Genomic DNA, 22,632 nt, shown 5'->3' with positions numbered 1-22,632 from the left:
ATTCTTAACATAAGTCTGCTAAGGTTTAATGCTACTGAAATATTGACCAATACAGTAGTAAAAATTGTAATAATTCATCTCATTAGGCTAAGTTTTAGCTATGAATTAGCTAAGTGGTGAAATCAAAGCCAATTTCACCCGTTCTTTTTATATAAGTTTCTTTCACCTTTTATTAGAACACAGTAACTAATGAACTTACCTAAACTTGTTGTATTACGGCAGCGCTTTATTAATGGATTAAATTACCTAAATGGCATACCTACGTTGCTTTTAAGGCTTTACTTAGCACCAGTTTTTATTATTGCGGGCTTTTCTAAATTAAATTTAGCCAATCCAGATATTAGTGGTTTAGCGCGTTTTTTAGCAGATGAAAATATTGTGAATTGGTTTGGTAACCCCGATTGGGGCTTAGGTTTACCGTTTCCAGAATTATTGGCTAATTTAGCGGCTTGGACGGAGTTTTTAGGTGGTGGCTTGTTGCTCATTGGTTTGTTTACTCGGCTGATTTCTATTCCGCTAATGTTTACTATGATTATCGCCGCCACTAGCGTACATCTAAATAATGGTTGGTTTGCTATAACGCCGACTAATCCTGATACTAGCCCAGCTAAAGTTGTTGCGTGGTTTGGCGTTGATGGCGCTAAACAAAGTCTTGAACATTCGGAAGAAACCAGTATTCGTTTAAATCGAATGAAAAATATTTTAGAAGAAAATGGTAATACTGAATGGCTTTTTGAGCGCGGTAATATTGTTGTGCTAAATAATGGCATTGAATTCGCTGCTACCTATTTTATTATGCTATTGGCGCTGTTTTTCTTGGGAGCAGGTCGCTATACAAGTTTAGATTATTTAATTTATCGGCGATATTTTGAGAAATAGTTAATTAGTCGATAATTAATTTGTGGATAGCTAAGCTTAAATGCAGTCTAAAAGTAAATGCCCGCAGTAATTGCGGGTTTTTATTCACAAAACTTAAAGTACAATAGGTGAAAAATTAAATAAGTAGTGTTTTATGACCACAGCATCATCTTCAGTTATCGAGTTTTTACAGCAGCGCCAGTCAAATCCTAATCTAACGGTGCCCGCACCAAATCAACAAGAACTAGAGACAATTTTGCAGGCCGCAATGTCGGTGCCAGATCACGGAGGATTGACCCCTTGGCAAATGATCGTTGTTGATCAGCAAGCTAGCACTAAATTAGCGAATTTATATGTTGAAGCAGCAAAAGTGTCACATGCCAATGAAACCGCTATTGCTAAAGCTGAACGAATGCCGAGCCGGGCACCACTTATGGTTATTGTTGCTACAAATTATCAATCTCATCCAAAAGTGCCAAAACAAGAGCAGTTAGTCACAGCTGGCTGTGCAGCACATACCATGCAAATGGCAGCAGTAGCATTGGGATATAGTGCCATGTGGCGAACTGGTGATATGGCGTATGCTGATAATGTAAAAGCAGGGCTTGGTATTGAAAGCGAGAACGATATTGTCGGTTATTTATATATTGGTTCTGAAGCAAAAACTTTACAGAAAAAGCAAAGAAAGTCGTTTAAAGAGGTAACGCGTTACCTGTAGTTATAATGTAACTTATTGATAGGTATAAAAAAGCCCTCAACGAGGGCTTTTTAGATTAATAGCATATATTTAGCTAGAACGCTGCATTATTAGGCGTTCTTGGGAATGGAATAACATCCCTTACGTTTTGAATACCGGTTGCGTAAGCAATTAAGCGCTCAAAACCTAAACCAAAGCCGGCATGAGGTACTGTACCGTAACGACGTAGGTCTCGGTACCAGCTGTAGTCGGCAGGGTCTAAGTCCATTTCTTTTAAGCGGGTATCTAACACATCTAAACGTTCTTCACGTTGAGCCCCACCAATAATCTCACCAATGCCAGGGGCTAGAATATCCATTGCCGCCACTGTTTTACCGTCGTCATTTAAGCGCATGTAAAACGCTTTAATGTCTTTAGGGTAGTTTTGTAATACCACTGGCCCGCCAATATGTTCTTCGGCTAAGTAACGCTCGTGTTCAGAGTTCAAGTCGATACCCCAAGATACTGGGTTTTCAAATTGCTTACCGCAGTTTAGTAAGATTTCAATAGCATCGGTGTAATCCATACGGGTAAATTCGCTGTTGATTACACTGTTTAAACGATCGATAACTGTTTTATCAACACGTTGTTGGAAAAATGCCATATCATCGGCACGTTCTTCAAGTAATGCTTTAAGTACGTACTTTAACATTTCTTCGGCTAAATCAGCGGCATCAGATAAATCGGCAAATGCAATTTCTGGCTCTACCATCCAAAATTCAGCTAAATGACGTGAAGTATTTGAGTTTTCTGCACGGAAAGTAGGGCCGAAGGTATAAACTTTTGATAAAGCACTACAGTATGTTTCAACATTTAGTTGACCCGAAACCGTTAAATAAGCTTCTTTACCAAAGAAATCTTGGCTGTAGTCAACTTCGCCTTTATCGGTACGTGGTAAGTTTTCTAAATCTAACGTACTTACACGGAACATTTCACCAGCACCTTCACAGTCACTAGCAGTAATTAGTGGTGTGGCAATCCAGAAATAACCTTTTTCATGGAAAAAGCGATGAATAGCGTGTGCTAGTGTGTTTCGAACACGAGTAACTGCACCACCTAAGTTAGTACGTGCGCGAAGGTGTGCTTGTTCACGTAAAAACTCAATACTGTGACGTTTGGCTGCCATTGGGTAAGTATCAGGATCTTCAACATAGCCTAATACTTCTACAGCGGTAGCTTGAATTTCACATGTTTGTCCCTGACCTTGGGATTCTACCAAGATACCTGTTACTTTCACTGAGCAACCGGTTGTTAGCTTTAAAACTTCTTCCTGATAATTATTTAGGTCATTAGGTACAACAGCTTGGATGGCATCAAAACATGAACCATCGTGAATAGCTAAAAATGAGATACCGGCTTTAGAATCACGGCGGGTTCTGATCCAGCCATGTACGGTGATCTCTTCATTTACAGGGTATTTACCTGCAAGTACATCAGTAATCGATATAACTGACATTGAATGACCTCGTTTTCGTTTAAATAATACATAATTTTAAGGCGTATTATGTTAACGTGCCTATTGTGTTTAACAAGTAAAACTTAACTTATTAGCGCAATTAATTGATAATTTCGGTGTAAAGCGAATAATTGGTAATCTTAATGGCTAAATGGCAGGGGTTTGAGCGTAGAAAAGGTCCAGATATTTGGGTGGCTATTTTCCAATGGTTATCGTTAATTGGCTGGACATTGTTTGTCGCAGCATTACTCATTTCATATTTTGCCGCGCCAGAGCAAACTTACGGTATTACCCGTTATCATCAAGTAGTAGTTAGAGATTATTGGATAGCACCACTAACCAATTATTTATATGGGTTACTTTGGCTTACCGCGTTATTAAGTTTTGTCTCTATTATGGTCAGCCATTATCGTACTCGGCGTTCGACAGATAACAAATATTACAACTTGATATTGCTATTGGTTATCTGTCTGGCTTGGGTGATTTATATTGGCCGTAATGTCTATTGGTAATAGCATTATACATTGATGATATAGCCATTTTAGAAAGCTAGCTCTGAATACTAATTCAGAGTACTTATTCAAAATAATAATTCAAAATACTAATTCAAAAAGCATTGCTCATTATCTAGCGCCGAGGCAATTGCCTCAACTAATTGTTCGAGTTGCTCAGGCTTAATAATAAATGGCGGCATAATATAAATTAATTTGCCAAACGGACGGATCCAAACCCCCATCTTAACAAACAGTGCTTGAATCTTATTCATTTCCACCGCGTGTTTGACTTCAACCACACCAATAGCGCCTAAAATTCGAATATCGTTAACCCTGTGATGAGTTTTAAGTGGCAGTAACAAGGTTTGTAATGATTGCTCAATTATTGCGACTTGTGCCTGCCAATGATCTTCCATTAACAGTGCTAAGCTTTCATTCGCTACCGCACAGGCAAGTGGATTACCCATAAAAGTAGGGCCGTGCATAAAACAACCCGCTTCACCCTTGCTAATTGTTTCAGCAACATCTGTAGTCGTTAATGTCGCTGCCAAGGTTAAATACCCACCGGTTAATGCTTTACCCAAACAAATAATATCAGGGCTAATATTCGCCCATTCGCTGGCAAATAGTTTACCGGTGCGACCAAAACCTGTAGCGATTTCATCAACTATCATTAATACATTGTATTTATCACACAATTCACGACACTGTTTTAAATATTCAGGATGATAGATACGCATGCCGCCAGCGCCTTGAACAATGGGTTCAATTATAAATGCGGCAATTTCATTATGATGTTGGGCAAATAAGGTTTGTAAAGGCGCAATATCTTTAGCATTCCAAACTTGACCAAATCGTGTTTGTGGCGCGGGGGCAAATAAATGTTGGTTAATTGACTGCTTAAATATTTGGTGCATGCCGTTAACGGGATCGCATACTGACATCGCAGCAAAGGTATCGCCATGGTAACCATTCATTACCGTTAGCAAACGATTTTTTTCAGGTCTTTGCTTACTATGCCAATACTGTAAAGCCATTTTTATCGCTACTTCAACGGCTACTGAGCCACTGTCAGCGAGAAACACTTTGTCTAAACCTTTTGGTGTAAGTGCGACCAGTTTTTTACATAAATCAATTGCAGGCTGATGAGTTAAACCGCCAAACATCACATGTGACATTTGAGCGACTTGTGATTTTATTGCCTGATTTAACCGAGGGTGATTATAGCCATGGATCACCGCCCACCAAGATGACATGCCATCGATTACTTGCTTGTTACCAGCTAAATTCAGCATTACACCGTCAGCAGATTCTACTTGGTAGCTGGTTAAGGGGTTGGTCATCGAAGTATAAGGATGCCAAATATGATTGCGATCAAAAGCAATATCATCACTTTGATCATCTGCAATATTGACTGTATAAATATCGTCCATATGTTAACTTGTTGTTCTGGTCTGCGTTGACATCTTTATGATGGCGGCTAGACTACCGATAATTTTTCTCAGTTGCAATAATGGCAACGACTTCTCTTATTTACGGCATTAAAGGCAAGCTATGACCACAGCACTAGGACAAATCAAACATAATTGGACAATAGAAGAAGTAAACGCGTTATTTAATATGCCGTTTAATGATTTGATGTTTGAAGCACAAACTGTGCACCGTCAACACTTCAACCCAAATGAAGTACAAGTCAGTACCTTATTATCGATAAAAACCGGAGCTTGCCCAGAAGATTGTAAGTATTGTTCGCAAAGTGCGCGTTATAAAACCGATATTGAAAAAGAGCGGTTAATGGAAGTTGAAAAAGTGCTGGAAGCAGCAAAAAAAGCTAAAGCACAAGGTTCAACTCGTTTTTGTATGGGCGCAGCTTGGCGTAACCCAAAAGAACGTGATATGCCTTATGTCACTGAAATGGTTAAAGGGGTAAAGGCACTTGGTTTAGAAACTTGTATGACCTTAGGAATGCTATCGAAAGATCAAGCCCAGTCATTACAAGAAGCCGGTTTAGATTACTATAACCATAACTTAGATACGTCGCCTGAACACTACAATCAAATAATTACCACTCGTAGCTATCAAGATCGTTTAGATACATTAGATAATGTCAGATCCGCCGGCATGAAAGTGTGTAGTGGCGGTATTGTTGGCTTAGGCGAACAAGCAAAAGATCGTGCGTCTTTACTCGCACAATTAGCCAATTTACAGCCGCAGCCGGAAAGTGTACCTATTAACATGTTGGTAAAAATTGATGGTACGCCGTTAGCCGATGTTGCTGATTTAGATGAATTTGACTTTATTCGTTGTATTGCAGTTGCCAGAATTATGATGCCGAAAAGCCATGTTCGTTTATCGGCAGGGCGCGAAGCAATGAATGAACAAATGCAAGCTATGTGTTTTCTAGCGGGTGCCAATTCAATTTTCTACGGGTGTAAGCTATTAACTACAGCCAACCCGGAAACCAATGCTGATATACAGTTATTTAAAAAGCTCGGCATAAATACTGAAACCATTGATGCTGAAAATGATGGCCAGACTGAGCGTAACTTACAAACGGCACTCAGTGAAAAAGAAAATGAAGACCTATTCTATAACGCCGGCTAACAAATGAGCTTTAGCTTTATTAAGCAGCGAATTGCACAACAAAAATCAGCATTTCGCTACCGCCAGCATAGCTTAATTGATGGTTGTACAAGTAATAGCATTGTCGTTAACGGGCAGACCTATTGTAATTTTTCTTCCAATGATTACTTAGGGCTGAATAATCACCCTAAAATACAACAAGCTCTGGCTTTCGGCGCTGAAAAATATGGGGTTAGTGCCAGTGCTTCAAGTTTGGTTACGGGCTATAACTATGCACATCAAGCACTTGCTGATGATATTTGCCAGTGGCTCAATCGAGATAAGGCCCTACTATTTACCAGTGGCTTTAGTGCTAACCAAGCGTTTATGTCGGCCATTGGTCAACAAGACTCAATATTTTTACTCGATAAATTGTCACATGCGTCTATGATTGATGGAGCACTTGCTTGTGATGCTACGTTAAAACGATTTTTGCACAACGATTACCAGCAGCTATCACAACAATGTCAGCGCTATAGCGATAAAGATAAAGTGATTGCCACTGAAGCAGTATTTAGCATGGATGGAGATCAGGCTAATATTGCAGCAATAGCCAAAATCGCACAGCAATTCAATGCGTTAAGCTATATTGATGAAGCCCACAGCATAGGTGTTAAAGGAGAAACAGGGCAAGGCTGTGCAAGCAACGAAATTGATGTGGTTATGGCTACCTTTGGTAAAGCCATAGCAACTAGTGGCGCTTTTATCGCATGTGATCATCAAGTTTACGATTATTTAGTTAATTTTGCTCGGCACTATATTTATTCTACGGCCATGTCACCAGCTATAGCTTGGGCGACCAAAGCCAGTATTGCGCTGATTCAACAAGAAAATTGGCGCCGAGAAAAGATAAGTTATCTGTCAGAGCTATTTAGCAGTCAACTTGATTCTAGTATTAATTTATTGCCAACGACATCATCAATACATGCCATTGATGTTAATGATGAACAAAAAGCGTTGGCGCTAAGTGAAACATTAAAAACGAAAGGGTTATGGGTAACAGCGATAAGGCCACCAACGGTAGCTAAAGGTACTTCAAGGTTACGCGTTACCATGTGCTCACACCATAATGATAATGAAATTAATCACTTAGCAAAATGTTTAAATGAGGTTTTGGTGTAGATGCCAACAATAGAAAATCGAATTAAAATTGCGAAATCTTTTGATTCGGCAATTCATTCTTATGACATTTCTGCAAGGTTGCAACGCTTTACCGGCAAACATTTAATGCTGTGGTTGCCAAAATCGCCTGAACTTACGGTAATAGATTTAGGGTGTGGTACTGGTTTTTTTACCGAGTTACTTGCCAGTCAATATCAGCAAGTTATTGGTGTAGATATATCCAGTAAGATGTTGTCGTTTTGTAAAACTAACCGAACAGGTGTAACCACATTAGTCGCTGGCGATGCTTATCATCTGCCATTTGCAGACAATAGTATTGATGTTATTTATTCCAACTTAGTTATCCAGTGGTGTCATCCCTTAGATCAAGCGTTAACCGAGATTATGCGCGTGTTAAAGCCCGGCGGTTTGTTTGTTTTTACTACCTTATTGGATGAAACATTATTTGAATTAAAGTCATCGTGGGCACAGGTTGATAACGACAAACATGTTATAGACTTTAAAACCGCTGACCAAGTATTGGCCACATTTGAACAGGTAAATGCCAAATTACTTAAACACAATGTACAGGACGTAGTTTTAGAATATGAGAATGTTCTCCATTTAGCACGCGAGCTTAAAGGTTTAGGGGCTAATCATGTGCCTTTAAAAACGCAACGTGGCTTAAGTGGTAAAACTAAATGGCAATCAATGTGTCGTGCTTATGACGATTTTGTTGAGCCTTCAGGAATTCTACCAGCGACTTATCGCGTTTTTTCAGGAATAGCAGTTAAAGTTAATGACTAAGCGTTATTTTATTACCGCAACCGATACCGATGCGGGCAAAACGTTAGTGGCAACAGCCATTATTTACAAACTTGCCGCCAATCAAAAGGTGGCGGCATATAAACCTGTTTCTGCTGGTTGCGACCGTGTGAACAACGAACTAGTTAATGAAGATGCAGCTCAACTTTTGTCAGTATCAAATGCTGGACAAACACTAGTTCAAGTAAATCCAATTGCTTTTGAACAACCGATTGCACCACATATTGCTGCCGAAATTAACCATCAAGCAATTAACCTAGCGCAGCTAACTGAAAGTTATCAGCAAAATTTAGCTTTATTACCTGAAGTTATATTAACTGAAGGAGCCGGAGGCTGGCGCTTGCCGTTAGGCAAAGGTTTGTTTTTATCGGATTTTGCTAAAGAAACGCAACAGCAGGTTATTCTAGTAGTAAATATGAAACTGGGCTGTTTAAACCATGCTTTGTTAACCTATGAAGCGATAATCGCTGATGGTTTAACTTGTGTGGGCTGGGTTGCCAATTGTTTTGAAGAAATGGCTTTTCGGCAAGAAAATATTGAGCAGCTTAAAACGTTATTACCTGTAACGTGTTTAGGTGTTGTGCCAAAGGTTAATTGTTATCAACAAGCAGCAGAGTATCTTGATATTTCTAGTCTCTGAAAAATGAATTTGTAGATGATGAATTTTTAAGTTCTTAATTTTTAAATGTCCAAAACGTTGCTAACCTTATTCAGCATTTCACAAACTATTTTTCCTCACCAAATTTATTCAAAAAATAACGGTGCTAGTATTTAGCACCGTTTATTTACGCTATAGCATAAAACTAATGTTTAAAGTTATTGCTTAAAGTTATCGCTTTAATTCTGCAATACATGCTGTCGCAATAAATCCGGATCTCGATTTATATTGCTCAGATTTATTTACCCGATCATCAATTTGCTTAATGAGTAACTCTGGCAATGTCACATTAATTTTATGACTTTTGCCAAGGTAGGGCGTTATATCAATGGGTAAAATTGCCCAAGTAGTATCGCTTTCTGATGTCGCAATAAAGTGATCGATTTTAGTGGCATGAGGAATACTCTCGCCATATTCCGCCAAAATCATCAAATGGCTCACTACCGCTTCTTTGATCTTTTCAAAGCCAATTTCTACTGATTCACTTGTTATTGAACAACCGGGTAAATCAGGAACATCGACCTGATATCCGCCAGTGCTTCTACATAAAAACCTTACTGGATAAAACATAATTTAAAACGCCTTGTTTTTATTTAAATGCATAGTAACCCTTGTAACCCTGGCTGTAAATATAAAAATAACTCCGGTAACTCTACATCGATATCCTTTTGTAACCCCAATAACCCCGATGCTTTAATTAAAATAACTCTAGCAACCCTTAAATTTAACGAAGTAAATATTCACTTTTATTAAAGAGTCTTAAATTAAATAGGCTAAGACTATTCGAATGAAATTTATAAGTTTGATAAATGTGGAGTTATTAGAGGTGTTTAGCTTTAACAAAGAGACGATGAACTTCGTTAAGACAATTAACTTTATTAGAGAATTTTTATGAATTTGAACAAGAAAATATTTTTAGTATCAGCTTAGAAACGTAATTTTTTTGATTTTCTAAAAATATTTTTTACTCATTTACCTATTGTTTCACGGTTATTAATTCGCTTTCTATTAACGTTTTATCAACGTTTTTCAAATAATTAACTATATTAAAGTGGTGCTTTATAAAAATAGCGATAAGGGGTAGGCATTTGGAATTTTACAAAAAGTATATACCGAAGGCATGTTTGGTGATTTGTTTTATTCCCTGGCAAAGTTATGCCGAGGTTTCGCTAACATTAACGGCGGCATCAGACTATCTATTTAATGGTGTTTCCCAAACAGATGATAAACCAGCCATACAAGGGAGTATCGACTGGGCTGGCGAGTCAGGTTGGTATATTGGTAGTTGGGCGTCAAATGTTGATTTTGGTGACGACACTGATGCAGAAATCGATTTTTATACGGGCTACTCTCAAGAGCTCAATGATGCCTGGTGGTATAACGTAGGGCTTGCCTACTATACCTATGTTGGTGGTGATAACAGTAGTGACATTAATTATACCGAGCTAAGTTTTACCTTAGGATTTCATGGTACTGAGTTTACCACTTGGTACAGTGATGATTACGCTGGTACTGAGGCTCGACACTATATAATGGCATTAGCCCATCATTTTGAAATATCTGAAAATCACACGTTAACACTTCAAATCGATCGTTCTTCAAGTTTAGATAAAGCGTTATTTAGCTGGGATGATAATGATGAAAGCTATATTCACATTAAAGCCATGTCTGCGTTTAGTTGGCGTGAATTAGCATTTACCGTATCTGTAGAAAAAACCGATTTAGACTATGACGACGACGTTAAATTATTAGGAACTGTTAGTTACAGTTTTAACTTATAAGTTGTTCGCAGTTTTAGTTATATCGCTCGCTGATTATTGAAAGGAATTGTTCCTATGATGTTTGAAGATAAAAGTTTGTCGTTAAAGTTATTATTGGTTGTTGGCGCATTATTTATATTAATGTCGGCAGGGTATTTAGCAGTTAGCTTATATTCCTTGAACAAAACCGAAAATGTGATTGTTTCTCAAGTAAGTACCGAAGTTTCTAAACAAATAGAAGATACCGTGCGCTCAAAAACCGATGCAATTTCCGAAAAAATTGCCAATCTTTTTAATCAATCATTCTCGGTACCTTTTAACCTTGCTAAACAAATTACCGACAATATTGAAGGGACTATTCCTGGTTCGCTTAATCGTGACCAAGTCGAAGCGATAGTCAAAAATACCTTGAGTCATAGTAATACCTCGTCAATTTATGCCCAATTTGAAGATAATGCCTTTGATGGGAGAGATAAGGACTTTACTCAAGGCTATACCCACTCTGTAGTGGGTCACGGTAGTTTTGAAGTGTATTTTGTCCGTGAAGACAATGGCAATATTTCACAAGAAATAGTCGACGATCCCAAAGAAAAACATGATCAAACACTCGATGAATATGGCTTTCGAGCGGCTGAATGGTATTTATGTGCCAAAGACGCACTAAAAGCTTGTGCGTCTAATCCTTACAATTATGAAATAAGACCCGGCTATAACGAGTTAATGACCAGTTTAGTAGTGCCTGTTATTGCTAATGGTAGCTTTAGAGGTGTTGTTGGCTCTGATTTAAATTTACCGATTTTGCAAAAAATGGCTACACAGTTAAAAGCATCGTTATACGACGGTAACTCTAACGTTTATATTGTAAGTCAAAGTGGTTTTTTAGCTGCAGCAACAGAGCATGAAAAAAGTTTAGCAAAACCATTTAAACAGGTGTTTCCTGACAGTAAAGCGTTACTTGCCTTATCTGGGCAAGATAAATCGCTGACCATCGATAACTATTTATATGTGGTTAGGCCAATTAACATTGAAAAAGCTGGGGTTAACTGGCAATTGGTTGTCGGCATTAATGTTAATACCGCGATGAAACCTGTACACCAAGTTGCCGATATGATCTCTGATCAGGTTAGTAGCATTTTAACGAATACAGTAGTGGTTGCAGTTATTATGATTGGGATCGCGTTATTACTAATCAAGTGGTTTACCGCCAGCATTATTAGCCCTGTGCAAATGGTGGCCGATCGCATGGCAGAGTTGGCCGGACAAGGCGGTGATCTTACCCAAGCAATTACAGTTGAGTCTCATGCTGAATTAATCCATCTCAGTCATGGCTTTAACCAGTTTAGAGAAAAAGTTAGGGATTTGCTTGAGCAGGCAAAGCAATCTGGTCATCAAGTGATGACGATGAGCGAAGAGAGCAAATCAAATGCCCAGAAAACTCATCAACATATTGCTACTCAGCAAACGGAAGTCAATACCATAGTAACGGCCATTACTGAAATGTCAGCTACGGCGCAAGAGGTTGCTAATACTGCATCTTCGGCCGCAGACAATGCCAGTGCCGCAACACAATCGGTAAGAGATACTGAATCAGAAGTCTCTACTGCGTCAACACAAGCAGCAGAGCTGTCCGATGAAATTAGTTCAGCCTCAGAAGCGGTAAAAGCGGTTTCAGTTCGCAGTGATGACATTAAGAAAATACTTGATGTTATTAGTGTTATTGCCGAGCAAACCAATTTACTTGCACTAAATGCTGCAATAGAAGCGGCAAGAGCCGGCGATCATGGTCGTGGCTTTAGTGTGGTTGCCGATGAAGTTAGAGCATTGGCTTCTAAAACCGCAGATTCTGTCGATGAAATTTCACAAGTTATTTCTGCACTTCAAAATGAGGTTTCCACAACAGTACATATTATTGAAAAAGGCAGTGAAAAAGCCAATAGCGCAGCAACGTCTGCCAGTGACGCCTTTGAAAAAATGCGTGAAACTGTTCGCCAAATTGAAGAAATAAATCAACATATTATTCAAATTGCCGCAGCGGCAGAGCAACAAAATCAGGTATCTGAAGAGTTAAACAAAAATATGGTAGTAGTGGGCGATGCAACTAATGAAGTGGCGATTTTATCAGAAGCATCTGAAACAAGCGCAACCCATATTCATCAATCAGCTAGCCAACTTATTGAACTGCTAAATAAGCTTAAAACCAGTTAACTAGTTCGGTATTTATAGATGAAAACCTAAAATGGTTCATCTGAGCTTTTGCTTTTTATAACGTGTTCTTAATATGCTTGTAACTTACTGTATTATAAGTGATTAAACTTTGAAAAATTAACTTGCTAAATTTTAGATTTGGTGAAATATTTAGCACCATCACAAGGGTGATAAATGCCTGTTTATGGATAAACAGGTTGATAACTTTTTTACGTTGTTATTGGTAATAAACACAGCGTATTTTCGCGGAGTTTTTCGTGTATCAAACACTTATAGTGGTAGATAATACTGCTAGCGATTTAGGAGACTGCTTCTCGTCAGTCATTAGCTTTGAAACTTACTTAAATGAATATCCAAAGCATAACGAGTCTAAAACTCGTATTATCAACTTATGTAATACACAGCATTATTTAAGTCAGGGTTATTACTGTTCACTGCTTGCTGAAGCCAGAAAACATAATGTATTGCCCAGTGTTAAAACCATCAATGCACTACGTGACGAATCGTTCGATGCCAGTAGCTTCCTAACCAATGAAATTATTGCCGAGCTAGATTTAACAGCGATTGAGCAGCACACGCATTATTTGTTTTTTGGTAAATTTTGCAATGATCGCTGGCCAGTTTTAGCCAATCGCATATTTGGTAAATACCCGTCACCTATAGTTAAAGTTACGTTTAAAACATCGGAAACTAATATTGAACTACAGGTTGAACATGGCTCGATTAGTGATTTATCAACCGAGCAAAAAGCCCAGTTTATTGAACAGCTTACATACTTTACTCAATCTGTATGGAAGAAGCAGTCACGGCCAAAAAGTTTTCGTTGGGATATGGCTATTTTAGTTAATCCAGATGAAGCTTCGCCACCATCAAATAAAGACGCTATTTCACGCTTTGTTAAAGCGGCTGCTAAATTTGGTATCTGCGCAGAGCCTGTAACCATTGAGCAGTTAACCAAGCAAAATGTTGGTTACTACGATGCGTTATTTATTCGCGAAACCACGGCGATAGATCATTACACTTATCGCATAGCGTGTAAGGCTGAAGCCGAGGGTGTTGTTGTCATTGATGATCCAACATCTATATTGCGTTGTTGTAATAAGGTTTTCCTGCATGACGCTTTTAGTTATCAAAAAATTGCCAGTTTAAAGACATCTGTTATTAACAGTTGTGACAGCGCCGCTATTGCCAAATTGGAAATCGACTTTGAATATCCTATGGTGTTAAAAATGCCGGAAGGATCTTTTTCACGCGGCGTGTTTAAAGTGACTAACCGCGCAGAGTTAACTCAGCGAATTCAGGAATTATTGGATGAATCTGCATTAGTGTTAGTGCAAGAGTACCTCTATACCGATTTTGATTGGCGTATTGGTGTGCTTAACGGTCGAGCAATTTACGCCTGTCGTTATCATATGGCACGAAACCATTGGCAAATTTATAATCATAACGCCAGGCGCTTCAATTCTGGTGGTTTTGAAACATTACCAACCTTTGAAGTACCCAAAGCGGTGTTAGACTCAGCGTTAAAAGCATCTGCCATAATCGGTAAAGGTCTTTATGGGGTTGACATAAAAGAAGCGAATAACAAAGCCTATGTTATTGAAGTCAATGATAACCCAAGCATCGACTATAAAGTAGAAGACGCCTATCTTGGTAATGAGCTTTATATGCAAATAATGGATGAGTTTTATCGTCGGCTTGAGCGAAGAGGGCGCCAGTAATGTCAGCTAGCACAGCGATTGCTATTCGCAGTGCAACGCTTGCTGATTTATCTTCATTGGTTGCCATTGAACAGCAAGCGTTTGACAACGATAGATTAAGTCGTCGTAGTTTAAAGCACTGGATAAACAATGATAAAGCCTGTTTGTTGGTAGCAGAATATCAAGGAGAATTGGTCGGATACGGCTTAGTTTGGTATTTAAAAGGTACGCGATTATCACGACTTTATTCGTTAGCCGTTACTAAAAGTATGCGTGGTCATTCAATAGGACGATTATTGCTTGAAGCATTAGAAGGGCAAGCGGCTGATAAAGGTCGATTATTTATGCGACTTGAGGTGGCAAAAAGTAATGTCGCTGCCATTGCACTATACCAAAAGCTTGGCTTTAACATATTTGGCGAATATAGCGATTACTACGAAGATCATACAGATGCACTTCGAATGCAAAAAACTATTGCCAAATTGCCTAAGCAAAAGCAGCGCAATACTTTGTGGTACCAACAAACCACTGAATTTACTTGTGGCCCAGCAGCGTTAATGATGGCAATGGCAACCATAGAGCCTAACGTTGAAGTTAATCAAACAGTTGAATTAGATATTTGGCGCGAAGCTACCACTATTTTTATGACTTCTGGTCATGGTGGCTGTCATCCGCTTGGATTAGGACTTGCGGCAAAAAAACGCGGCTTTAATGCCGAGGTTTATATCAACACTGATGCGGTTCTGTTTGTTGATGGTGTTCGAACCGAAGCTAAAAAACAAATACTCACCGCAGTTCATCAGCAATTTCTTGAGCAAGCTCAACATCAACAGGTTGGTATTCATTATCTTGATATTAGTGCAACACAAGTGAAAGATGAATTAGCGCAAGGAAATGCCGTGTTGTTGCTGATCAGCACCTATCGTTTAGATAGAAAAAAAGCGCCGCATTGGGTTACTGTTACGGCAATGGATGACCATTGTATATATATTCATGATCCGTACCCAATGACTGATAATCACCTGGCGTTTGATTGTCAGTATGTGCCGATAGCACTTGCTGATTTTGACAAAATGTCAGTGTTTGGCAGCAATAAGTTAAGAACTGCTGTGATAATAAAAAGGTAAGTAAAAAGATAGAAAAAATGAAGTGGTCGGGATAGCAGGACTTGAACCTGCGACCTCACGTCCCCCAGACGCACGCGCTACCAGACTGCGCTATATCCCGACAAGTAGCTGTTTTAACAACTCGCTGTATATTAACCAGAATTAGCCGTTTTGCAACGGCTAATTCTATTATCATCGGTTAACCGATTAATTATTATTCGTTTTAGTAGAAGAATCGATTTTGCTGTAACGTTTAATAAAGTGCACGCCATCAATCATTAATGGAAAATCAGAGCTAACGGTAATGGGGGATGAAAGCTGGCTTGAATAGCTTTGAAAGTTACCATTTTGATCAATCAGTACCGATTTATCTTTATTAAATACCACCATGCCGTTGTCGGTGGTATTAGCAATAACCCTATCTTTGTTCAAGGTTAACAAGTTAGTACCTGCCGTTGCCATGGAGGCTTCTTTCCCGCAAGCCAACCAACTTTCAAGTAAGGTAGCGGCAATATCCATTTGGCTAGTTAACACTTCTTGTTGCTGAATACGCTTAGCGTTTGGCCAAATTAATAACGCAGGCTTAACTGACAGGGTACTAGCTAAAGACTGATTACCAATTGAACTAATAAAAATTTGATCTTTATTCGATTTTTGCTTTTGAGCAAGCAATAACGCATCGATAAATAATTCCATTTGGTAAGTATCGTTTTGCTCAAAATAAATAATATGTAAGCCTGGCTTAAATTCAGCTAATTCTTCCGGAAAGATAAGTTTAGCAATGTTGTTTCGTTTATCTACACGCTCAAAATGGGTTTTGAACCACAAAGGTAATGTGGTTTCTATTGTGTCACTGATATGTATAAAACTTGTGTCTAATTGATGCTTATTTAACGCTTGTAATAATACTGATTGATTATTGTCGCCTTTAAGTGACGACTGATAAATAGTAGGCAGCCCGTAAATAAGATTAAACCAAGCATCAGTGCTACTTGCATTATCAACGTGATGAGTTAATTCAATTGTTGGTGCAATTGAACGCTGAGCAAATTGGTCAATTTGTTTTTCTGTTAATAAATTTTTCGACAAAATTAAAAAGGTCGAGTTTTCGATATCCTTTGCAGCACATTGAGTTAATGAAGGATAGGCAGGTATCGGTTCATTAAAGGTTAACGGACTGGTTTTTCGCACCATGTAGTCGTCTTTATTGAACAGCCCATACTTAGTTAACAACGTTTTTGCTGTTGTCGGATACGAAAGTGGCAAGATAGTATCTTGTTTTAATACGTCATATTTAAGGTTAGCATCCGCCCAAATATGCATTAAATGGCTGATAAAAAACGATACAACCAGACCAAAAATAACAAATCGCGCAAATACCGTTTTTTGTAATTGTTGTAAGTGTTTCCACGCATAATTACTGACGACTAATTCAAAAGTAAGAATCACCAGAGATAAAACTATGGTGATAAACCAGAATGTACGGCGATCTTCACTAATTTCTTGACCAATTAAATCAACAATCTGCGTGAGTGACGAAGCATTGATATGGTAACCTAAGCGGTTATAAACAAAGGCATCTAGCAATAACAACAACAACACCAAAGTAAAAACAATAGATGCCGCCGTTCTAATAAACCGAGTCCTGGGTACAAGTAGTGTCAGCGGAAAAACGATTAACACAAAGGTGATAAAGGTTAAAAATGCCATATGGCTTAGCCATGTGCTAAATAAATAGACATGGCCAGAAAGAGTCTCAGGTGACGCTTCGTTAATTAAATATACAGTGGATAGCAAAATTGCAGCAATAATATTGAAAAATGTGAACCAGTGGCTCCAACTAATTAAATGCAATAGCTTTTTGCTATAAGTCTTAGATTCAAACGACACCATGTTGAACGAGATCTCTTATTGTAATTATTATTTAATTGATTGTGCTAACGCTTTACCAAAATTTTCAACAACTTGTTGACGTTGCGCTTCTGGTACTTGTTGATTAATCACTTCTGTGACAACATTTCCCAAACACATTAACGATAAATCAGCACCAGCTTTTTCTTCAATTAGTACATTTAATAGATCTTCAATAATTTTTTCTACACGTTCGTTAGAATACTTCGATACAATAGGCATAATTTTTTAATAATTAATGATAATTCGCTAAGTTTATCAAAAGCCTTATCATTATCCTACTGACCATTAATTATGAGCTTAACAATTTCCAATATTGCCCTGAATTTTTTATCAAAAAAAGAAGAAACTGGTGAAGTCATCATTCAATTTGGCCAAGAACCACTTGCCATTAGCAACAAAATTCAAAGTTTTGTTGAGTCACTGCACAATATCTACAATAAAAAAGGTAATAAAGGTTACGGCCATTTTTCAACGATGCCAGCTGAAGGTGATCAAGCAAGGTTTGTTGATGTAATGGAAAGTTATTTAAGTGATAGCCAAGACTTTTCCGCGTTTAGTCATCAGGCTTCTAATTTACTTAAAAACGAATTAACCAAATATGATTTAGCAGAAACTGGCTATTTAGTACTTTGTCATTATGAGCAAATGGGCGGGCGCTATTTAATTGCTGCAATTATTCCAATTTCAGAACATTATTCAGTTGATAGCGAATTAAACATTTCTGCCGATCAACACCTTGATACGGATAAATTACAACTTGCTGCCCGCATTGATTTATTTGACTACCAACAAAATGCTTCAGGCGATCGCTATGTCACCTTTATTCGTGGGCGAGCTGGTCGAAAGGTTTCTGACTTCTTCCTTGACTTTTTAGGTTGTGAAGAAGGTTTAAATGCCAAGGCACAAACTGAAACTTTAGTTAAAGCGGTCGAAGATTATGTCAGCGTTAATCAGTTAGATGCTGGTGAAAAACAGCAAACTCGAAAAGAACTGCTCAGTTACTGCAAGGAACAAAAAGCATCAGCTCAGGATATTCAGCTCAAAGAAATTGATAAAGTTGTTTCGAAAAGCGATGGTGGCGATAGCTTTTATCAATTTTGCCAAGAGCAGGCTTACGAATTAGATGAAGCATTTCCTCATGACCAAGCAGTGGTTAATAAAGTGACTAAATATTCGGGCTATGGCAATGGTATTAGCATTAGTTTTGAACGCAGCCACTTTGGCCAAGATGTAGTGTATAATGCCGCGAACGACAGTTTAACAATTTATAAAGTGCCGCCAAATTTAAAAGCGCAGTTATTAGATCTATTAAACAATGAAGAATAATTGGCCCTAGTTAGTATAAATAAGGCCGACGAAAGAATACCGAAGTAAGGAAAGTGAATGACACGTTTAACGATTACCCGTCCAGATGATTGGCATGTTCATTTAAGAGATGGCGAAGTTTTAGCAAATACCGTAGCTGATATCAGCCGTTACTTTGGCCGCGCTATTGTAATGCCTAATCTTGTGCCACCTGTGGTCAATGCCAAAGATGCCAAAGCTTATTACGATCGCATTATGGACAGCAATCCTCGTGAAGGCTTTAAACCGCTGATGGTGTTATACCTTACAGACAACACAACAGCGCAAGATATTGCTGATGCCAAAGCCAGCGGTATTGTGTATGCGGCGAAATTATATCCAGCTGGTGCGACAACGAACTCTTCTTCAGGTGTTACCAATATTGATGGCATGGCTGATGTTTTTGCGGCAATGCAAGCGCATGAGTTGCCGTTATTAATTCATGGCGAAGTAACGAGTAGTGACGTTGATATTTTTGATCGTGAAGCGCAATTTATTGATAACACATTAAAACCGTTAGTAGCGAACTACCCGGAATTAAAAATCGTGCTTGAGCACATCACCACAAAAAATGCCGTAGAGTTCGTTAAAAGTGCAGGTAGTAATGTTGCAGCAACAATTACTGCGCATCACTTGTTATATAACCGTAACCATATGCTAGCTGGTGGTATTCGCCCGCACTTTTTCTGTTTACCAATTTTAAAACGCAATACCCATCAATTAGCGTTAATTGAAGCGGCAACTAGTGGTAGTGCGAAATTCTTTTTAGGTACAGATTCAGCACCACATGCAAAACATGCTAAAGAAAGCGCCTGCGGTTGTGCCGGTTCTTATACTGCACACGCAGCTATTGAACTGTATGCTGAAGTATTTGAGCAAGAAGGCGCGCTAGAGCAATTAGAAGCGTTCGCTAGCTTAAATGGTCCAAACTTTTATGGCTTGCCGGTAAATAACGACACTATCACTTTAGAAAAAGTATCGTGGCCAGTGCCAGAAACCATGGCATTTGGCAGTGATGTAGTTGTACCAATTAAAGCTGGTGAAGAAATCACCTGGCGCGTTATTGGTTAGTGATTAGTTAGTGATTGATTAATCGAAACATATAAAAACTCGAAGTAAAAAGTAGGGCAGTAATACAGTGCAATTGTTTGTAAATGATTTAACAGTAATTGATTTTTCCTATCTATGTGAGCAGCGTGGTATTGTCGGCGAAAGCTGGATAGTGGATGTTTTGCTAACAGGCGATCTCAATGAAATGAGTATGGTATTAGACTTTGGTGTGGTGAAAAAGCAAATCAAAGCCATTATCGACGATGCCGTTGATCATAAATTATTGCTGCCTACTGGTTCAAATAAGTTACGCGTAACTGACAAGGGCGCTAGAGAAGGCCATGAATTTGTTGACTTTATCTCGAAAAGAGCCAGTTATTTTCTGCAATCACCAAAATGCGCCTTTGCCCATATTGATAGCTTTGAGATTACTATTGAAGCAGTCACTTCCCACTTAGTAGAAGTGATTAAGGCGCAGCTTCCAGATAACGTTGTTGGTTTAACCATTAAATTGCGCCCGGAAAATATTACCTCTGATTACTATCATTACACTCATGGTCTTAAAAAGCATGATGGAAATTGTCAACGCATAGCTCATGGTCATCGTTCGAAAATCGATTTGTATTTAAATGGTCAGCAATCCACCGAGCTTGAAAGTTATTGGTGTCAACGTTGGCAAGATATTTATCTTGCGACAGACAGTGACGAAGTTAACGTCGAGCAAATTGAGTTATCAGAATTTGCTAAAAACAATTTAACACCCGATCATCGTTATTTTGCTTATATGGCACCACAAGGACGTTTTGATATTGCGGTTAAACAAAATGTCTTAGAAGTGGTTGATTGTGATTCAACCGTAGAATTACTTGCTGATTATATTGGTCGCCAATTAAAAACTATGCACCCTAATGATAAAGTAACCGTAGTCGCTTATGAAGGTGTAGGTAAAGGAGCGATTGCTGATGTTTAGTAAAGTGTTGAATAAAAAACAGCTGCTCGCTGGCTTTTCTTCAGTTGCTTCAGTTGCTTTAGTCGCGTTATCTTTTCCTACTTTTGCCTCGATTAAACTCTCGGGTGAAATTAAACAAGGCAGCTTAGTTGTTGGTCAAACAGAGCCGGGCAGTAAAGTATACCTAGATGACAAAGCGTTAAAAGTTAGCCGCCAAGGTGAATTTGCTTTTGGTTTTAGCCGAGATGACGAGCAAAGCTACCAACTAAAAGTTCAACTACCTAATGGTGAAGTTAAGCAAAAAACCTTAACTCCGCAAGCACGCGAATATAATATTCAGCGGGTTAATGGCATTAAAAAAGCCATAATGAATCCAGATCCTAAGGCAGTAAAACGCGCGCAGCTTGATAGCAAACAAGTCAAAGCAGCCAGAAAAACGGATAGCGATTTAACCTTTTTTGCTCAAGGTTTTGTTCCTCCAATTAAAGGCACGATCACCGGAGTTTACGGCAGTCAACGCGTTTATAATGGCGTACCTAAAACCCCTCATTATGGTTTAGATTATGCGGGTAAAGAAGGCGATCCTGTTAAAGCACCTGCCAGCGGCACGGTAATACTAAACGTACCAGATATGTTTTATTCAGGCGGCACGCTGATTATTGATCATGGCCACGGCGTAACTTCTACTTTTCTACATTTAAGTGATAGTTATGTAAAAGTTGGCGATCAGGTAAATGTTGGTGATGTTATTGCTGCAGTAGGTTCAACAGGGCGCTCAACTGGCCCACATTTAGATTGGCGTATTAATTGGTTTGATGTTCGCTTAGATCCTGCGCTGGCACTAAATATTAATAGTAGTAATACAAATACAAAGTAATCGTTAAAAAGGCAGCGCTCGAGCTGCTTTTTTCTTAGCACTTTCTGCACGTCTATCGTAATTCTTGGTAGTTTCCACCGAAGAGTGTCCCATTAAATCTTGCACAAGAAACACATCTTCACCATTTTCTAGCAGTTTTGTCGCGAAAGTTCGTCTTAAATCATGTGGTGTCAAACGCTTTAAGCCGGCTTCTTTATAACGACGAATAATAATATCGTAAATTGTTTGGCCAGAAATTGGTTCGTTAACTAAACGATTTCCCTTGCGAGCCCTTAAAAATAAGGGTCCAGCTTCAAGCCCACGTTCAATAAGCCAAACATCTAAGATTTCTAAAATTCGTTGGTGAAGGGCGTTTACACGTTCTTTATTACCTTTACCTAACACTCTAAGGGAAGCATCTTGTAAGTCTAAATCAGATAACATTAAACCTGCTGCTTCATGTCGGCGAAGTCCTGCGCCGTAAACCAATGCAATTACTGCGGCATCACGCATGGCAATAACTCCATCTTGCATCATGCAGTAGTCAATCAATTGATTAAGTTCATCAAGCTCTAAGGCGCGACCTTTAGTTGTTCGAGAGCCTTTAACGCGTTTTATTTCTTTAATATGTTGATAGTCTTCAACTGAAATTAATTTGCAACGCCAAGCTTCTTTACCAACACCTTTAAGTGCACTTAAATAAATATTAATCGTTGCAGGAGATTTTCCTTCACTAGATAAATCAGAGAGCAACATTAAAATACGTTGATAATTTAGCTGAGACCAATCAACTTGCTGATGCGTTTTTTTATTTTGGAAACGCTTAGCAATCACATTTAATAATGAGTTCATTGTTACGCGGCTTTGTTGTGATTGCAGCGATAAAAGGTAGATTTCAGAAGCCGTTTTATTTTCAAACATATCTTTAAGTTTCTTTTTCTTTATAGATTCTTGGCGATTAATCTAATTTAGTATTGATAAATAAAAACGTGCTAAAA

Annotated in this window: 21 protein-coding genes and 1 tRNA gene; 15 read left to right on the top strand and 7 right to left on the bottom strand. The window is 38.5% G+C overall.

What is annotated here, in order from left to right:
* Positions 1-189 precede the first annotated feature (189 nt).
* Together ACOB82_RS03660 and ACOB82_RS03655 are read left to right on the top strand one after the other, a co-directional pair.
* Positions 190-879 carry an HvfX family Cu-binding RiPP maturation protein gene (locus ACOB82_RS03660; protein ID WP_448211588.1) on the top strand — a complete coding sequence of 230 codons (690 nt, stop codon included), beginning with the start codon at positions 190-192 and terminating at the stop codon, positions 877-879.
* A 133-nt stretch (positions 880-1,012) separates the two neighbouring features.
* Entirely contained in the window at positions 1,013-1,576 is a 564-nt protein-coding gene (locus ACOB82_RS03655) for a nitroreductase family protein (RefSeq protein WP_448211587.1), read from the top strand.
* A 73-nt stretch (positions 1,577-1,649) separates the two neighbouring features.
* Here ACOB82_RS03655 and asnS read toward each other — a convergent pair whose 3' ends face one another.
* Positions 1,650-3,050 (bottom strand): asparagine--tRNA ligase, encoded by a 1,401-nt coding sequence (asnS, locus tag ACOB82_RS03650; protein ID WP_448211586.1) that lies wholly within the window; start codon positions 3,048-3,050, stop codon positions 1,650-1,652.
* A gap of 143 nt (positions 3,051-3,193) precedes the next feature.
* Between asnS and ACOB82_RS03645 the strand changes: the two genes are divergently transcribed.
* The gene (locus ACOB82_RS03645; RefSeq protein ID WP_448211585.1) at positions 3,194-3,562 is read left to right on the top strand and encodes a hypothetical protein; all 369 of its coding nucleotides are present in this window, start codon (positions 3,194-3,196) and stop codon (positions 3,560-3,562) included.
* A gap of 89 nt (positions 3,563-3,651) precedes the next feature.
* Here ACOB82_RS03645 and bioA read toward each other — a convergent pair whose 3' ends face one another.
* The gene (bioA, locus tag ACOB82_RS03640; protein WP_448211584.1) at positions 3,652-4,977 is read right to left on the bottom strand and encodes an adenosylmethionine--8-amino-7-oxononanoate transaminase; all 1,326 of its coding nucleotides are present in this window, start codon (positions 4,975-4,977) and stop codon (positions 3,652-3,654) included.
* Between the two features lie 121 nt (positions 4,978-5,098).
* Here bioA and bioB point away from each other — a divergent pair, with 121 nt between their 5' ends.
* Genes bioB through bioD form a run of 4 tightly spaced genes read left to right on the top strand, consistent with a single transcriptional unit; the run spans position 5,099 to position 8,732 of the window.
* Positions 5,099-6,148 carry a biotin synthase BioB gene (gene bioB / locus ACOB82_RS03635; protein WP_448211583.1) on the top strand — a complete coding sequence of 350 codons (1,050 nt, stop codon included), beginning with the start codon at positions 5,099-5,101 and terminating at the stop codon, positions 6,146-6,148.
* A gap of 3 nt (positions 6,149-6,151) precedes the next feature.
* Positions 6,152-7,288 (top strand): aminotransferase class I/II-fold pyridoxal phosphate-dependent enzyme, encoded by a 1,137-nt coding sequence (locus ACOB82_RS03630; protein ID WP_448211582.1) that lies wholly within the window; start codon positions 6,152-6,154, stop codon positions 7,286-7,288.
* Positions 7,289-8,074, top strand: coding sequence for a malonyl-ACP O-methyltransferase BioC (gene bioC / locus ACOB82_RS03625; protein ID WP_448211581.1), 786 nt, complete (start codon positions 7,289-7,291; stop codon positions 8,072-8,074).
* Positions 8,067-8,732: a dethiobiotin synthase gene (gene bioD, locus ACOB82_RS03620; protein WP_448211580.1), complete on the top strand. Its 666-nt coding sequence runs from the start codon at positions 8,067-8,069 to the stop codon at positions 8,730-8,732. Before bioC ends, bioD begins: the two co-directional genes overlap by 8 nt.
* Before the next feature lie 189 nt (positions 8,733-8,921).
* On the opposite strand, the gene ACOB82_RS03615 is transcribed toward bioD, so the two are convergent.
* The gene (locus ACOB82_RS03615) at positions 8,922-9,320 is read right to left on the bottom strand and encodes a type II toxin-antitoxin system HicB family antitoxin (protein WP_448211579.1); all 399 of its coding nucleotides are present in this window, start codon (positions 9,318-9,320) and stop codon (positions 8,922-8,924) included.
* Positions 9,321-9,877: 557 nt separating this feature from the next.
* On the opposite strand from ACOB82_RS03615, the gene ACOB82_RS03610 reads away from it, so the two are divergent.
* The 4 genes from ACOB82_RS03610 (at position 9,878) to ACOB82_RS03595 (ending at position 15,542) form a co-directional block, all read left to right on the top strand.
* Positions 9,878-10,531, top strand: coding sequence for a TorF family putative porin (locus ACOB82_RS03610; protein ID WP_448211578.1), 654 nt, complete (start codon positions 9,878-9,880; stop codon positions 10,529-10,531).
* A 54-nt stretch (positions 10,532-10,585) separates the two neighbouring features.
* The gene (locus ACOB82_RS03605) at positions 10,586-12,715 is read left to right on the top strand and encodes a methyl-accepting chemotaxis protein (RefSeq protein ID WP_448211577.1); all 2,130 of its coding nucleotides are present in this window, start codon (positions 10,586-10,588) and stop codon (positions 12,713-12,715) included.
* A gap of 257 nt (positions 12,716-12,972) precedes the next feature.
* Positions 12,973-14,436, top strand: a complete 1,464-nt coding sequence (locus ACOB82_RS03600) for a RimK family protein (RefSeq protein WP_448211576.1) — start codon at positions 12,973-12,975, stop codon at positions 14,434-14,436.
* A complete protein-coding gene (locus ACOB82_RS03595) occupies positions 14,436-15,542 on the top strand; it encodes a peptidase C39 family protein (RefSeq protein ID WP_448211575.1) in 1,107 nt (368 codons plus the stop codon). The genes ACOB82_RS03600 and ACOB82_RS03595 overlap by 1 nt, the downstream gene beginning before the upstream one ends.
* A gap of 23 nt (positions 15,543-15,565) precedes the next feature.
* Here the strand turns inward: ACOB82_RS03595 and ACOB82_RS03590 are convergent.
* From ACOB82_RS03590 to ACOB82_RS03580, 3 genes are all read right to left on the bottom strand, one after another.
* A tRNA-Pro gene (locus tag ACOB82_RS03590) sits at positions 15,566-15,642 on the bottom strand.
* Positions 15,643-15,728: 86 nt separating this feature from the next.
* Positions 15,729-17,414: a DUF3413 domain-containing protein gene (locus tag ACOB82_RS03585; protein ID WP_448211574.1), complete on the bottom strand. Its 1,686-nt coding sequence runs from the start codon at positions 17,412-17,414 to the stop codon at positions 15,729-15,731.
* Positions 17,415-17,441: 27 nt separating this feature from the next.
* Positions 17,442-17,654: a DUF1414 domain-containing protein gene (locus ACOB82_RS03580; RefSeq protein ID WP_448211573.1), complete on the bottom strand. Its 213-nt coding sequence runs from the start codon at positions 17,652-17,654 to the stop codon at positions 17,442-17,444.
* A gap of 72 nt (positions 17,655-17,726) precedes the next feature.
* On the opposite strand from ACOB82_RS03580, the gene yejK reads away from it, so the two are divergent.
* From yejK to ACOB82_RS03560, 4 genes are all read left to right on the top strand, one after another.
* Positions 17,727-18,761 carry a nucleoid-associated protein YejK gene (gene yejK, locus ACOB82_RS03575; protein ID WP_448211572.1) on the top strand — a complete coding sequence of 345 codons (1,035 nt, stop codon included), beginning with the start codon at positions 17,727-17,729 and terminating at the stop codon, positions 18,759-18,761.
* A 57-nt stretch (positions 18,762-18,818) separates the two neighbouring features.
* On the top strand, positions 18,819-19,850 hold the full coding sequence (pyrC, locus tag ACOB82_RS03570; protein WP_448211571.1) for a dihydroorotase: 1,032 nt from the start codon (positions 18,819-18,821) through the stop codon (positions 19,848-19,850).
* Positions 19,851-19,917: 67 nt separating this feature from the next.
* Positions 19,918-20,799: a 6-carboxytetrahydropterin synthase gene (locus ACOB82_RS03565; RefSeq protein WP_448211570.1), complete on the top strand. Its 882-nt coding sequence runs from the start codon at positions 19,918-19,920 to the stop codon at positions 20,797-20,799.
* Entirely contained in the window at positions 20,792-21,655 is an 864-nt protein-coding gene (locus ACOB82_RS03560; RefSeq protein ID WP_448211569.1) for a M23 family metallopeptidase, read from the top strand. Before ACOB82_RS03565 ends, ACOB82_RS03560 begins: the two co-directional genes overlap by 8 nt.
* A gap of 3 nt (positions 21,656-21,658) precedes the next feature.
* On the opposite strand, the gene ACOB82_RS03555 is transcribed toward ACOB82_RS03560, so the two are convergent.
* Positions 21,659-22,555, bottom strand: coding sequence for a tyrosine-type recombinase/integrase (locus ACOB82_RS03555; RefSeq protein WP_448211568.1), 897 nt, complete (start codon positions 22,553-22,555; stop codon positions 21,659-21,661).
* Between the last annotated feature and the right edge of the window lie 77 nt (positions 22,556-22,632).

Source organism: Colwellia sp. MEBiC06753, from assembly GCF_053470325.1.
This window is presented reverse-complemented; position numbering and strand designations above follow the sequence as displayed.

What these genes read in the sequence shown, in the direction of transcription:
- ACOB82_RS03630 (WP_448211582.1), top strand. Translation starts at nt 6,152, where the DNA reads ATGAGCTTTAGCTTTATTAAGCAGCGAATTGCACAACAAAAATCAGCA.
- bioB (WP_448211583.1), top strand. Translation starts at nt 5,099, where the DNA reads ATGACCACAGCACTAGGACAAATCAAACATAATTGGACAATAGAAGAA.
- ACOB82_RS03615 (WP_448211579.1), bottom strand. Translation starts at nt 9,320, where the DNA reads ATGTTTTATCCAGTAAGGTTTTTATGTAGAAGCACTGGCGGATATCAG.
- yejK (WP_448211572.1), top strand. Translation starts at nt 17,727, where the DNA reads ATGAGCTTAACAATTTCCAATATTGCCCTGAATTTTTTATCAAAAAAA.
- asnS (WP_448211586.1), bottom strand. Translation starts at nt 3,050, where the DNA reads ATGTCAGTTATATCGATTACTGATGTACTTGCAGGTAAATACCCTGTA.
- ACOB82_RS03655 (WP_448211587.1), top strand. Translation starts at nt 1,013, where the DNA reads ATGACCACAGCATCATCTTCAGTTATCGAGTTTTTACAGCAGCGCCAG.
- bioA (WP_448211584.1), bottom strand. Translation starts at nt 4,977, where the DNA reads ATGGACGATATTTATACAGTCAATATTGCAGATGATCAAAGTGATGAT.
- pyrC (WP_448211571.1), top strand. Translation starts at nt 18,819, where the DNA reads ATGACACGTTTAACGATTACCCGTCCAGATGATTGGCATGTTCATTTA.
- ACOB82_RS03555 (WP_448211568.1), bottom strand. Translation starts at nt 22,555, where the DNA reads ATGTTTGAAAATAAAACGGCTTCTGAAATCTACCTTTTATCGCTGCAA.
- ACOB82_RS03585 (WP_448211574.1), bottom strand. Translation starts at nt 17,414, where the DNA reads ATGGTGTCGTTTGAATCTAAGACTTATAGCAAAAAGCTATTGCATTTA.
- ACOB82_RS03580 (WP_448211573.1), bottom strand. Translation starts at nt 17,654, where the DNA reads ATGCCTATTGTATCGAAGTATTCTAACGAACGTGTAGAAAAAATTATT.
- ACOB82_RS03560 (WP_448211569.1), top strand. Translation starts at nt 20,792, where the DNA reads ATGTTTAGTAAAGTGTTGAATAAAAAACAGCTGCTCGCTGGCTTTTCT.
- ACOB82_RS03595 (WP_448211575.1), top strand. Translation starts at nt 14,436, where the DNA reads ATGTCAGCTAGCACAGCGATTGCTATTCGCAGTGCAACGCTTGCTGAT.
- bioD (WP_448211580.1), top strand. Translation starts at nt 8,067, where the DNA reads ATGACTAAGCGTTATTTTATTACCGCAACCGATACCGATGCGGGCAAA.
- ACOB82_RS03645 (WP_448211585.1), top strand. Translation starts at nt 3,194, where the DNA reads ATGGCTAAATGGCAGGGGTTTGAGCGTAGAAAAGGTCCAGATATTTGG.
- bioC (WP_448211581.1), top strand. Translation starts at nt 7,289, where the DNA reads ATGCCAACAATAGAAAATCGAATTAAAATTGCGAAATCTTTTGATTCG.
- ACOB82_RS03605 (WP_448211577.1), top strand. Translation starts at nt 10,586, where the DNA reads ATGATGTTTGAAGATAAAAGTTTGTCGTTAAAGTTATTATTGGTTGTT.
- ACOB82_RS03660 (WP_448211588.1), top strand. Translation starts at nt 190, where the DNA reads ATGAACTTACCTAAACTTGTTGTATTACGGCAGCGCTTTATTAATGGA.